The sequence below is a fragment of the Enterococcus sp. DIV1304_2 genome (genome assembly GCF_050555445.1).
Lineage (GTDB): Bacteria > Bacillota > Bacilli > Lactobacillales > Enterococcaceae > Enterococcus_B > Enterococcus_B pernyi.
The window spans coordinates 2,797,379-2,811,017 of record NZ_CP187851.1 but is presented as its reverse complement, the minus strand read 5'-3'; the positions used below and the strand labels follow the sequence as shown (position 1 = coordinate 2,811,017).

Here is a 13,639-nt window from a genome sequence, read left to right as displayed (position 1 = left end):
TACGTTCAATAACTGATTTTACGAACTAAAACACACGAACTCCTTCTAGAGTATTTATTCTAAAAAAGTCGTTTCCTTATCATTTTTACAACTTTCTCTTTTTTCTAAAAAGTAACAAAAAAACGAGCGTAAAATCTGTTTATCTGCTATACTTGACTCGTTGCAAGTTCCCGAGAGGATCCGTACGAACGGAGATGCCTTGTAACCGAATTTAACTAGGGGGAATCATAATTATGGTAGAAAGACATTTATTTACATCAGAATCTGTTTCAGAAGGACATCCGGATAAGGTCGCTGATCAAATCAGTGATGCGATTTTAGATGCGATCCTAGAACAAGATCCAAATGCAAGAGTAGCTTGTGAGACGTCTGTAACGACAGGGCTAGTTTTAGTATTTGGCGAAATCTCTACGACAGCATATGTGGATATCCAAAAAGTGGTACGTGAGACAGTCAAAGAAATTGGTTATACTCGTGCAAAATTCGGCTTTGATGGTGATACTGTAGCAGTATTGGCAGCAATTGACGAGCAGTCACCAGATATCGCTCAAGGGGTGGATGAAGCACTTGAGATCCGTGACGAAAAAGAAAGAGATTTATTAGATGAAATCGGCGCTGGCGACCAAGGCTTGATGTTTGGTTTTGCAGTGGACGAAACACCAGAATTGATGCCATTACCAATTGCCTTAAGTCATCGCTTAGTACGACGTTTAGCTGAATTGCGTAAATCAAAAGAATTAACATATTTGCGCCCAGATGCAAAATCACAAGTCACTGTAGAATATAATGACCAAGGACAACCAGAAAGAGTTGATACGATCGTTATTTCGACACAACATGATGATGCAGTTGATAATGCAACGATTCGTCAAGATGTCATTGAAAAAGTGATCAAAGAAGTTATTCCAGCAGAACTACTGGACGAACAAACAAAATACTATATTAACCCTACTGGACGTTTTGTGATCGGCGGACCTCAAGGAGATGCTGGATTGACAGGACGAAAAATCATTGTTGATACGTATGGTGGGTATGCCCGTCATGGCGGCGGTGCTTTCTCTGGGAAGGATGCAACGAAAGTTGACCGTTCAGCAAGTTATGCGGCACGTTACATTGCGAAAAATATCGTAGCAGCAGGACTTGCTCGTAAAGTAGAAGTCCAATTGGCTTATGCAATCGGTGTGGCTCAACCAGTTTCGATCTCAATCAATACCTTTGGAACGGCAGAAGTGCCAGAAGAAGCGTTGATTGCTGCGGTAAGAGAAAACTTTGACTTACGTCCTGCGGGAATCATCGAAATGCTTGATTTGCGTCGTCCAATCTATAAACAAACAGCTGCATATGGTCATTTTGGACGTACAGATGTTGACTTGCCATGGGAAAAAACAGATAAAGTAGATGCATTAAAAGCTAGTTTAGCTAAATAATTTATGTTTGAATTGAATGTGTTCGCTGCGTGTGACGCACATCAAATGTAGACCAGTAAGCCGGGATATTCGAAAGTAGCTTATGCTACTTTTAGAGTATTTTGGCTTTTTTAGCAGAGTCGAAGTTTATTAGGCAGATGATGCCATTTAAATAACGGAAGTTACGATAAGGAGTGAGCTTGAGAATGGAAAGAAAAACAAACGTGAAAGTCGTAACGATCTGCGTGTTCATCGCTACATTTATGACGGCGATTGAGGGGACAATCGTTACGACTGCAATGCCAACGATCGTTGGTTCACTGCACGGCATGGAAATGATGAACTGGGTGTTTTCGATTTATTTATTGACGAATGCCATGTTGACACCCATCTATGGGAAACTTGCAGATAAAGTTGGAAGAAAACCGATTTTTATTTTCGGTACGCTATTATTTATTATCGGTTCACTTTTTTGTGGGCTTTCTCAATCTATGCTTGGCTTGATTATTTCGCGGGCAATTCAAGGGATGGGTGCAGGAGCAATGATGCCAGTCGCATTGACGATCATCGGCGATTTGTACACGATTGAAAAACGAGCAAAAGTGTTAGGGTTGAATAGTTCAGCTTGGGGAATCGCTAGTGTGTTTGGTCCATTAGCTGGTGGGTTTATTGTGGAAGCATTGAGTTGGCACTGGATTTTCTTCATCAATGTGCCAATCGGGTTATTACTGATGGTGCTGATTTGGCTCTATCTCAATGAACCAAAAACAACTCGTGAAGCGAAACCGATGGATCTTAAAGGTAGTTTTAGTTTGATGTTTACGTTGGTTTTGCTGTTACTAGGTTTTCAATTACTAGGTGATCAAGGGCTGACACCATTTGTGTTGGGATTATTAATAGGTAGTGTTTTATTCTTTTTCTTATTCCTGTTCGTCGAAAAACGAGCAGAAGATCCTGTCATCATGCTTCACCTATTTAAAAACCCGCTTTTTGTCGTTGTGAATGCAGCAGCAGCTTTAGCAAGTGGTTTTTTAATGGGGATCGATGTCTATATCCCAATGTGGATGCAAGGAGTATTGGGACTTAATGCGGCAATTGGTGGATTAGTTTTGGCACCACTTTCTCTTGTTTGGATGGTTGGTTCGTTCTTAGCAAGTAAGTGGATGACCCAGATGACTACCTATCGAGTGTTACGTATCGGGTTGTTCATTACCATTATCGGTGGTGCAGGACTTTGGTTGATGCCATTTCAAAGTGATTTTTTATGGTTCTTCCTGATTTCAACGATCATCGGTGTCGGCTTAGGGATCACAATGACAACATCGACTGTCAGCGCACAAAACAGTGTGCCTTCAGAACAAATGGGTGTTGCCACTTCGTTTAATACGTTAGTCCGCACCATTGGGCAAACAGTGATGGTCGCAGTTTTTGGATTATTGATCAACCGGGTCACGCAAGCCGAACTTGCTGCCAAACAATTGACAGACGATCCGGACATCATGAACAAATTAGTCAATCCACAAACAGCAAAAATGATTGACGCAGAAATATTAACACCATTACGAGAAATTTTGTATCATGGGTTACACCAAGTCTATCTAGTAGGCTTATTATTAGTCATCATCGCGCTGGGGCTAACATTTTTAATTCGTCAAAAAAATGCTACAATAAAAGAATACAAGTAAATTTACAGATTGTTGTCAGAAAAACGATCTGAATAAAGTAAAGAAGGCGACAAACATATGGCATTTATCCAAGCAAATGTTTATTCAAACGTATTAGAAATGGAAGTCAATCTAAATGTGATCTTACCTCAGACAACCAAAAAAGTGATTGGGACAAGTACGTCGGCAAATATGACGGATGTTCCAGTGCTTTACCTGTTACATGGTATGGGTGGGAATCATAGTGTTTGGCAACGACGGACTTCCATTGAAAGATATGCGGCGGATTACGGGTTAGCCGTCATCATGCCATCAACGGATTTAGGTTGGTACACAGACACAACGTATGATATGAAGTACTGGACGTTTATCTCAGAAGAATTACCAGAAATCTGTCACGAATTGTTCCCACAACTGACAACGAAACGAGAAAAAACGTATGCAGCCGGTCTTTCAATGGGCGGATATGGTGCGTTGAAATTAGGTTTAGCAAGGCCCGAACGTTTTTCAGCTATTATTTCTCTCTCAGGTGCGGTGTCGGTTGGCAACCGAATGGAAGACTTATTGATGATCCGTCAAGCCAAGTTCTGGGAAGGGATTTTTGGTCCACTAGACAGCATCCAAGGTTCAGTCAATGATCCGGCTTACCTTGTCGAAGCGTTGGCTAACAGTGGCAAAGAAGCCCCACGCATGTATCTTGCTTGTGGAGAATCCGATTTTCTCTATCAAGCCAACCAAGAAATGGCAGAAATTTTAAAAGAAAACAACATCGATGTGACATTCGAACATGGTCCTGGTGAACATGATTGGATCTTTTGGGACCAATGGATCCAACGAGCCCTCGCTTGGTTGTTCAACAAAAGGAGCTGACAACGGATGGAAGAAACAAAGTATTGCAAAGACTCGATGGTTATCCAAACACATCGGATCTTTCCCTTTGATTTGAATCCATTTGGGTATCTTTTTGGAGGGAAACTAATGGCAATGATCGATGATGCAGCATCGATTTCGGTCACCCGTCATTGTCGCAGAGGGGCAGTCACTGCTTCTTTAGATAGTTTGAATTTTTTGAAGCCTTTGCATGAAAATCATTCCGTTTGTGTGGAATCTTATGTGTCAGGTGCCCATAAGAAATCAATGGAGGTTTTTGTGAAGATCATCGGTGAAAACTTAACGACAGGTGAACGCTATTTGGCTGCTACTTGCTTTACGACATTCGTTGCGGTTCCTTCACATATGAACCTTGAAAAAGAATTTACCGTGCCACATGTCATTCCTGAAACCGAGGAAGAGCAATTAGTTTGCAGTGGGTACGAGGAACGCCGTGCTACAAGACAGAAGGAAAGAACAGCCTATAAAGAATTTGCCGCTAGTTTATCTTTGGATCTCCCTTGGACAAGAGAACGAGAAGGCGAATAAGCCTATTTATGAATGGTAGAAGAAATGTAGAAGTGATCCTATAAAAAGATCGCTTCTTTTTTTATCGATCCGAGCAATATAGGTGCTAAACGGATTGGAAATAAGCATAATAAAGAAGAATTCTATAACGTACCTTTTATAGTGAGAGGAAGATAAACTCAAGAAGAAAGAAGGTGTATTTAAAAACAGATACTTTAAAGTTTCTTTCTATTATAAAAGTAGTTCCAGCGTTAAAAAATTACAGGTTGATTTCTTTTTTCAAACATGGTAAATTGTTAGTCGGTCTATTTTTACGAATTATAAAATAGGACGATTTATTATAAAAAAAGAGAGGTGTAAGTCACAAATATGAAGCTTATTTTAAAACATGCAAAAAACTATCGATTAGCTGTTTTTGTTTCTTTGCTTTCTGTCGCACTTATGGTGACAGCTACGCTTTGGCAACCTAAGTTGTTGCAACAAGTATTAGAAGCAATCATTACGGAAGACAGCGATGAAATGCGTACGATTGGCATTTCTTTGATTAGTTTAGCACTCCTAGGTTTAGCAGCTGGAGTCACGAACACGATATTTTCTGCTAAAGTCGCACAGGGTGTCAGTGCAGATATCCGGGAGGAAGCGTTTCGCAAGATCCAGACCTTCTCATTTGGTAATATTGAACAGTTTTCTGCTGGAAATTTAGTGGTGCGCTTAACGAACGATATTACGCAGATCCAAAACTTAGTTATGATTTCTTTGCAATCTTTGTTCCGTATCCCGTTTCTGTTTATTGGTGCATTTATTCTTGCGATGGCAACAATGCCTCAGTTGTGGTGGATCATCGTTCTTTTGATCGTTACTGTATTCTTGATCACAGCGCTGTCCTTTACACGTATGGGTAAGCATTTTACGATCATCCAAAAACTGATCGATAAAGTTAATAGTATCGCGAAAGAAAATCTAATGGGGATTCGAGTAGTCAAATCGTTTGTCCAAGAAGAAAATCAGTTGGATGAGTTTAGTAAAGTTAGTGAAGATTTAACGAAGCACAATATCATTGTTGGAACATTATTTTCAGTTATGATTCCCTCATTTATGTTAGCTGCGAACTTAGCTGTGGTGGGAGCAATCTTCTTCGTCAGTGATCTTGCAAAAGATGATCCAACCCTGATTGGTGGTATTGCTTCATTTATGAACTATTTGATGCAGATCATGATGGCGATCATCATCGGCGGTATGATGATGATGATGACCTCAAGAGCCGCTGTTTCTTTGAAACGGATCAAAGAGATCTTAGATACTGAACCAGATTTAACTTATCTAGATGTACCTGAACAAGAATTGACTGGTTCTGTTCGTTTTGAAAACGTGTCTTTCCGTTATCCTGGTGATGATGCAGATACACTCAAAAATATCACTTTTTCGATCGAGCCTGGTGAAATGGTTGGTATTGTTGGGGCAACTGGAGCAGGAAAGTCAACTTTAGCACAATTGATTCCACGCTTGTTCGATCCAACGGAAGGGAAAGTAGAAGTTGGTGGTGTTGATCTACGACAAGTGAATGAACAAAGTTTAAGAAAAACCGTCTCGTTTGTTTTACAAAAAGCGATTCTTTTTTCAGGCACGATTGCCCAGAATCTACGTCAAGGGAACAAGAATGCAACAGAAAAGGATATGGAAAATGCTTCTTCTATCGCTCAAGCCAAAGAATTTATCGAGAAATTAGCTGATCGTTATGAAGCACCAGTCGAAGAACGTAGTAGTAACTTTTCTGGTGGACAAAAGCAACGTTTATCTATCACACGTGGTGTGATCGGTCAGCCAAAAATCCTGATTCTAGATGACAGTACCAGTGCATTAGATGCCCGTTCAGAAAAACTGGTTCGCGAAGCCCTTGATCGTGAGTTAAAAGACACGACAACGATCGTTATCGCTCAAAAGATTGCTTCTGTTGTCAAAGCAGACCGCATCTTGGTACTAGATGAAGGAAAACTAGTGGGTGAAGGAACGCATGAAGAACTCGTTGCAAACAATCAGGTATATCAAGAGATTTTTGAAACTCAAAAAGGAACGGAGGAGTAGCCATGACTGATTTGATTAAAGCAAGTAAGTTTTTCTATCATTATTTAAAGCGGTACAAGGTTTCCTTCTTCTTTATCTTTATTACTGTGATTGCAGCAACTTACTTACAAGTAAAAGCCCCTCAATATATTGGGGAAGCTTTCCAAGAATTAGCAAATTACATCGGTGCTTTGATGCAAGGTGTCGATGATAAAAGCAATTTCCTTTCGATTATTTGGAAGCTTTTGATGTTTTATGTCTTAGCCAGTGCGGCGAATTTTATTTACAGTATTTTATTTACACAAGTGGTTGGGAAATCAACGAACCGGATGCGTATTGGACTATTCAATAAATTAGAAAAATTAACGATCCGCTTTTTTGATTCCCACCAAGACGGAGAGATTCTTAGTCGCTTCACTAGCGATTTGGATAATATCCAAAATAGTTTGAACCAAGCACTTCTTCAAGTGATCACGAATGCAGTTCTATTAGTTGGTATCTTGATCATGATGTTCCGCCAAAATGTCCAACTCGCTTGGGCAACGGTTGCTTCTACACCGGTCGCGATTTTGATTGCGGTACTGGTCATTCAAAAAGCCCGCAAATATGTCGACATCCAACAAGATGAAGTCGGTAAATTGAATGGTTATATGGATGAGAAGATCAGTGGACAACGCGTGATCATCACGAATGGTCTGCAAGAAGAAACGATCGAAGGCTTCTTAGCTCATAATCAAACTGTTCGTGAAGCAACATTTAAAGGACAAGCATACTCAGGGTTACTTTTCCCAATGATGCAAGGTATGTCTTTAGTCAACACAGCAATCGTGATCTTCTTTGGTGGATGGTTAGCGTTGAATGGTGATTTGGAACGTTCAGTAGCGCTAGGATTAGTAGTTACTTTCGTCCAATATTCTCAACAATATTATCAACCATTGATGCAAATTTCTTCTGGCTACAGTATGATCCAGTTAGCGATCACTGGAGCACGAAGATTGAATGAAATGTTTGCTGAAAAAGATGAAGTGAAACCACAAAACGGCAAACCGTTTGCAGGGATCGAAAAGGGCTTATCATTGACGAATGTTGATTTTGGCTATAGTCCAGAGAAATTAGTCTTAAATGACGTTTCCATTGATGTGAATAAAGGCGAGATGGTTGCTTTAGTAGGCCCAACTGGTTCAGGTAAGACAACGATCATGAACTTGTTGAATCGCTTCTATGATGTGAACGGTGGCTCTGTGAGCATTGACGGAACAGATATCCGCGAGTATGATTTAGACGATTTGCGTCGACATGTCGGCATCGTTCTACAAGAATCCGTTCTATTTTCTGGCACGATCCGAGACAATATTGTCTTTGGTAAACCAGATGCAACGGATGAAGAAGTAGTTAGCGCAGCGAAACAAGCAAATATCCATGACTTTATCCAGACGCTCGAACATGGCTATGATACCCACGTCTCTGAGGAAAATAATTTGTTCAGTACGGGGCAAAAGCAATTGATCAGTATCGCGCGAACAATCATCACGAATCCAGACCTATTGATTTTAGATGAAGCAACAAGTAACGTGGATACAGTAACTGAAGCAAGAATCCAAAAAGCAATGGATGAAGCGATCAAAGGACGGACAAGTTTCGTGATCGCCCATCGCTTGAAGACGATCCTGAACGCTGATCGCATCGTTGTTTTACGTGATGGCAAAGTGATCGAAGAAGGAAACCATCATCAATTATTAGCAGAAGATGGCTTCTATGCAGAGTTGTATCATAATCAGTTTGTGTTTGAATAGGCACCCATAAACAAAATTGATTGACCATTGTGTAACGAACGTTCAAATGGAAGTCGAAAAACACCAAATCAAGAAGTCCTTGGTTTGGTGTTTTTCATGTAAGGTAGTCTGATTGGCGTATTTGGATGAATCCAAACATGAACCTTGAAAAATTAGCAAGGCTCGCGTACTTATGTAACAAAAGTTATGGCAAATAGTTTTCAGTTATTAGAAAGTGAATCTGTGATTTCTTATTAAGTCAGGTCAATGATTTTAGAAACCATCACTATGCAAAATAAAAAGAACTTAGTCAAGTATTCCTCATGAGAATCGTTTGATCGATAGAAGTGACGATGAATTTCTATTCTAAATATACAGACACACTGGAATATTAATTGTATTATAGTATAATGCATTCAACAAAGAACAGGTTCATGTTACGACCAAAAACTACTAGCTGGCGGGCTAGTGGTTTTTGTCTAAGCGTGTTACATAGAACATAGTCAGGAGAACATCATGGGTATTTTAGGAATCCTAATAGCCATCATCAGTTTTATTTTGGCAGTAGGCGTAACAATATTGATCATTCGTGTGCTAAAACAGTATTTCACCAAATCATAGGTCAAATGTGATCAAGTGAGGGGCATTAAGAAGATGAGATTCTAATTGGTCGTTAGGTTCTGCTAAAAAAATCAAAAACCTCTTTATCTTCTCAGTTTTATCACACTAGAAGATAAGGAGGTTTTTATTAGTTGTGGTTTTTCTTTCTTTCGATACAATACAAGATCGGAGGATTATTTTTTTGATTGATAAATTGATAATTCAAAACATTGAATCGTTCTTGAGGCAACGCTTGGCAAAAGCTTTGTACCATATCTAGTTCTGCTTCGCCACCTTGATGGCCATAATAAACGACGATGATCATGCGACCTTGTGGAACTAAACGTTTCAAGATTTCTTCCATCGCTGTTTTTGTCGTTTCAGGTAGCGTGATGACGGATTTATCACTTTTGGGTAAATAGCCTAAGTTGAAGATGCCGGCTTTGATCGCTTGTTGTTCAGCAATGACTTCACCAATGGTCTCATGTCCTTGTAAAAACAGGGTCGTCCGATCCAATAAGCCATTTTCTGACAATTTCTGTTGCGTGGCTTCCAGTGCTTGTTTTTGGATATCAAAGCTGTACACTTGGCCAGTTCGTCCGACTTTATCTGCAAGAAATACAGTATCATGTCCATTCCCCATCGTGGCATCAATCACATGATCTCCTGGTTGGATGATTTCCTCCAATAGCGTATGACTATAATGAAGTGCCGTTTTCAACATCCGCTTTTGACTCCTTCTCGAATATTGTACTTTCCTTGATAACTATTGCGATGAATCATTTCTTCATCAATCGCATTTAAGACTTCCCATTTTTTCAAACTCCACATTGGCCCGACCAACGAGTCCCAAGGCGCATCACCAGTTAAACGATGAATGATGATCTCTTGAGGAATCATTTCCAATTGGTCACAAATGACAGATACATAATCGGCTCGACTCATCAATTGCAGTCTGCCCTCATGATAGTCACGTAACATCTTTGTTTTACGCATCAAGTGCATCAAATGTAGTTTGATTCCTTGGATATCAGAATCTAAGATCGTGCGACGAACATTTTCCCGCATCATTTCCAATGATTCTCCTGGTAATCCGTTGATCAGATGCGTACATACACGTATGTTGTGCTTCCGTAATTTCGTAACACCGTCTAGGTATGTTTGATAATCATGTGCTCGATTGATCAAGACGGAGGTTTCTTCATAAGTCGTTTGTAAGCCCAATTCTACCCATAAGTATAAACGTTGATTCAATTCAGCTAAGTAATCCACGACTTCATCGGGTAAGCAATCTGGTCTGGTACCAATTGATAAACCAACGACACCTGGTAGGTTGATGACCTGTTCAAATCGTTCACGAATAACTTCGACTGGCGCATGGGTATTCGTGAAATTTTGAAAGTAAACGATGTATTGATTCACTTGTGGCCATTTTTTGTGCATCATATCGATTTCTTTTTGAAACTGGATCGGTAGTGGCTCTTCTGGAGCAACGATCATATCACCAGAGCCAGAAACACTACAAAAGGTACAACCACCGTGGGCAACTGTTCCGTCACGATTGGGACAATCAAAGCCACCATCGATCGGTACTTTAAAAATTTTTCCACCAAATTCATGGCGTAACGCATAATTCCAAGAATGGTAACGTTTATTTCCTTCAGCATAAGGAAATTCCATTAAAATCCCTTCTTCCTATTTGATTGTGTAAATGGCAAGCGTTGTTGGACATACCAAGGATAAGTCAAGCATAACCAAAATAGGCTCAAGCTATAACCACCGAGGATATCACTAGGATAATGGACACCCAGATAGACACGACTAGCGCCAATACTCAGAATCAGTAAACCTAACAATACTTGGATCATCCATGCCCATTCTCTCGTCTTGATCAAAGATGGCATCAAAAAAATCAGTGTGCCATACAAGATCATACTCGTTGCGGCATGTCCGCTGGGAAAACTATACGTCGTTTCGACAACTAAATGTTGAAGACTTGGACGGTCACGCATCACTAAAAGCTTGATTAGTGGATTTAATATCCCAGCAACTAGCACAAAGTTGAAGATGAACCAATACAGTTCTTTTCTTTTTTTCTTGTGCCATAACCAAAGAGCAACTAATCCAAATACTAAAATGACAGTTATTGCATTTCCAAATGTCGTGATCAACCGCTGAAATGGATTCCAATCAGGATAAGGAATACGAATCCAATGGGTCAGCGTTTGGTCAAAACTAGACAATAGATCCACGCGAAATAAGACAAGTAGACTCAACGCTAGAAAAAGCAAGAAGCAACTTGCGGCTGAGATTTGGAAGATTCTTTTATTTTTCATTTAACTCCTCCTTCATGCCCAATCATTATAGCATTTATTATAAGAACGAAAAACAAGAGTTTTCTATTCCTGTTCACTTGGATCAATGAATAAAAATATATTGTTATGCAAGTTGTAATGTAATAGCAACCCTCAAGTAATATAACCGACATATTTAATTGAAAAAATAGGTGGTCATATATAATTTAATAACTCGGAATCGTTTGATTAAAGGGTTAACAAAAGCGTCAAATCAAAAAATTACGAAAGATTACATAAAGATTACAAAACAACGTAATAGTCTTAAATAACTTTTAATAAATATTAAGAGAAGTTATAATTATTGATAAGGCTAGATAAAAGTAATTAAATATGGGGGATAGTATATGCAAAAGGAATTAGTAGGACGAAAAGAACGCAGACGTCTGGAACAAGCAAAGCGTTACCGTAAAGTAAAGCGAAGTGCGGCAATCGTCGGAACCGCAATGGTGGGCTGTTCAGCTGTAGCACCAGTATTACAATCAGTCGCTGTCAATGCGGATGAAACACCGATCCAAATGAACTCTCGGATCAATACCGCTGCATTTATCACAGAAATTGCAACATTTGCACAACCGATCGCAAACGCGAATGATTTGTATGCTTCAGTAATGATCGCTCAAGCAGTCGTCGAAAGTGGTTGGGGTGGCAGTACATTATCACGTGCACCGTATCATAACTTATTTGGAATCAAAGGAAGCTACCAAGGACAAACTGTTTATATGGACACGCTTGAATTCTTGAACAACCAATGGGTGACGAAAAAAGAACCTTTCCGTCAATATCCTTCTTTCGCAGAGTCTTTTAGTGACAATGCCTATGTACTTAGAAATACTTCATTTGGTAATGGCTACTACTATGCAGGTGCTTGGAAGAGTAATACTCGTTCTTATACGGATGCTACTGCCCATTTGACAGGACGCTATGCGACAGACCCAAGTTATGCGACAAAATTAAACAATCTTATCATGACGTATGGCTTGACCAAATATGACACACCAGCAACTGGAAATGCAGGCGGTGGTGCGACTACTGGCGGCGGCAATACGATCAATACAGGTAACACAGGAAGTACAAATACAGGAAGCACGAATACAGGAAATACTGGTGGAAGTACGACTACGGGTTCAACGACGTACACAGTAAAATCTGGTGATTCTGTTTGGGGTATTTCAAATGCTCATGGCATCTCAATGGCACAATTGATTGAATGGAATAATATTAAAAATAATTTTGTTTATCCAGGACAAAAATTGACGATCAAAGGTGGTACAGCTGGCGGATCTTCAACAACAAATTCAGGAAACAATACAGCTTCTGCAGGCAGCAGTTCTGCTGGAACAACAACAAACAATTCGTCCGGTACGCGTTATACAGTCAAAGCAGGTGACTCTGTTTGGGGTATCTCGAATGCCCACGGCATCTCAATGGCACAATTGATCCAATGGAATAATATCAAGAATAATTTTGTTTATCCAGGACAAAGCTTGATCGTTTCTAATGGTGGGTCTGCTTCTGTAAATACACCATCGACACCAAGCACAACACCATCAACACCAAGTACAGGTGCTTCAGTTTCTGGTGCAAAATATACGGTCAAAGCAGGCGATTCTGTCTGGGGTGTGTCTCATGCCCATGGCATCTCAATGGCACAGTTGATCCAATGGAACAACATCAAGAACAACTTTATTTACCCAGGACAACAGTTGGTTGTTTCAAATGGTGGCGCAACAAGCACTGCATCAACGAATCCAGCACCTTCAACACCGACGAATAATCCAACGACTTCAAACACAGCAAGCCAAGGCTCAGGCACCTACACGGTCAAAGCAGGGGAATCGGTGTGGAGCGTCGCAAATAAAAATGGGATCTCGATGAACCAATTGATTGAATGGAACAATATCAAAAATAACTTCATCTATCCAGGTCAAAAACTGATCGTAAAAGGTGGTAGTACAGCAGCACCAACATCTACACCGACAACAACGCCGGCAGCTGCGCCAAGCACACCGAATACGTCAGCAGCAACGAACACATCAACATCTGGTGATACGATCTATACGGTCAAAGCAGGTGAATCCGTTTGGGGGGTAGCTGATAAACACGGCATCACGATGGATCAACTGATCGAATGGAACAATATCAAAAATAATTTCATTTATCCAGGCCAAAAAGTGGTCGTGAAAAAAGGAAATACAACAGCAGCACCTACGTCTAATGATGGCAAACGTTACACAGTCAAAGCAGGTGAATCCGTTTGGGGTGTAGCTGATAGCCATGGCATCTCAATGGCGCAATTGATCGAGTGGAACAACATCAAAAATAACTTTATCTACCCAGGACAAAGTTTGATCGTTGCAAAATAATCGATCTGACTGAAATAA

10 protein-coding genes and 1 riboswitch are annotated in these 13,639 nt (G+C 40.1%); of the genes, 7 read left to right on the top strand and 3 right to left on the bottom strand.

Annotated elements, in window-relative coordinates; translation table 11 throughout:
• Positions 1–155 precede the first annotated feature (155 nt).
• A riboswitch (SMK box riboswitch) is annotated at positions 156–236 on the top strand.
• The 6 genes from metK to IGJ14_RS12920 all read left to right on the top strand — a co-directional run bounded on the left by metK (position 234) and on the right by IGJ14_RS12920 (position 8,322).
• Positions 234–1,427, top strand: coding sequence for a methionine adenosyltransferase (metK, locus tag IGJ14_RS12945; protein ID WP_010734128.1), 1,194 nt, complete (start codon positions 234–236; stop codon positions 1,425–1,427). It overlaps the preceding riboswitch by 3 nt.
• A gap of 185 nt (positions 1,428–1,612) precedes the next feature.
• Positions 1,613–3,091 (top strand): MDR family MFS transporter, encoded by a 1,479-nt coding sequence (locus IGJ14_RS12940; RefSeq protein ID WP_195476091.1) that lies wholly within the window; start codon positions 1,613–1,615, stop codon positions 3,089–3,091.
• Between the two features lie 57 nt (positions 3,092–3,148).
• Positions 3,149–3,940 (top strand): alpha/beta hydrolase, encoded by a 792-nt coding sequence (locus IGJ14_RS12935; protein ID WP_019724019.1) that lies wholly within the window; start codon positions 3,149–3,151, stop codon positions 3,938–3,940.
• Positions 3,941–3,946: 6 nt separating this feature from the next.
• Positions 3,947–4,489 carry an acyl-CoA thioesterase gene (locus tag IGJ14_RS12930; protein WP_019724018.1) on the top strand — a complete coding sequence of 181 codons (543 nt, stop codon included), beginning with the start codon at positions 3,947–3,949 and terminating at the stop codon, positions 4,487–4,489.
• A 348-nt stretch (positions 4,490–4,837) separates the two neighbouring features.
• Positions 4,838–6,550 (top strand): ABC transporter ATP-binding protein, encoded by a 1,713-nt coding sequence (locus IGJ14_RS12925; RefSeq protein WP_019724017.1) that lies wholly within the window; start codon positions 4,838–4,840, stop codon positions 6,548–6,550.
• Between the two features lie 2 nt (positions 6,551–6,552).
• Positions 6,553–8,322, top strand: coding sequence for an ABC transporter ATP-binding protein (locus IGJ14_RS12920; protein WP_019724016.1), 1,770 nt, complete (start codon positions 6,553–6,555; stop codon positions 8,320–8,322).
• A 727-nt stretch (positions 8,323–9,049) separates the two neighbouring features.
• On the opposite strand, the gene IGJ14_RS12915 is transcribed toward IGJ14_RS12920, so the two are convergent.
• From IGJ14_RS12915 to IGJ14_RS12905, 3 genes are read right to left on the bottom strand one after another with little or no spacing between them, the layout of a single operon-like run.
• On the bottom strand, positions 9,050–9,625 hold the full coding sequence (locus tag IGJ14_RS12915) for a class I SAM-dependent methyltransferase (protein ID WP_019722573.1): 576 nt from the start codon (positions 9,623–9,625) through the stop codon (positions 9,050–9,052).
• Positions 9,619–10,581, bottom strand: coding sequence for a TIGR01212 family radical SAM protein (locus IGJ14_RS12910; protein WP_019722572.1), 963 nt, complete (start codon positions 10,579–10,581; stop codon positions 9,619–9,621). Before IGJ14_RS12910 ends, IGJ14_RS12915 begins: the two co-directional genes overlap by 7 nt.
• Complete coding sequence (locus tag IGJ14_RS12905) at positions 10,581–11,237, bottom strand: phosphatase PAP2 family protein (protein ID WP_071867920.1); 657 nt, start codon at positions 11,235–11,237, stop codon at positions 10,581–10,583. The genes IGJ14_RS12910 and IGJ14_RS12905 overlap by 1 nt, the downstream gene beginning before the upstream one ends.
• Positions 11,238–11,602: 365 nt before the next feature.
• Here IGJ14_RS12905 and IGJ14_RS12900 point away from each other — a divergent pair, with 365 nt between their 5' ends.
• Positions 11,603–13,621 (top strand): LysM peptidoglycan-binding domain-containing protein, encoded by a 2,019-nt coding sequence (locus IGJ14_RS12900; protein ID WP_019722571.1) that lies wholly within the window; start codon positions 11,603–11,605, stop codon positions 13,619–13,621.
• Positions 13,622–13,639 lie beyond the last annotated feature (18 nt).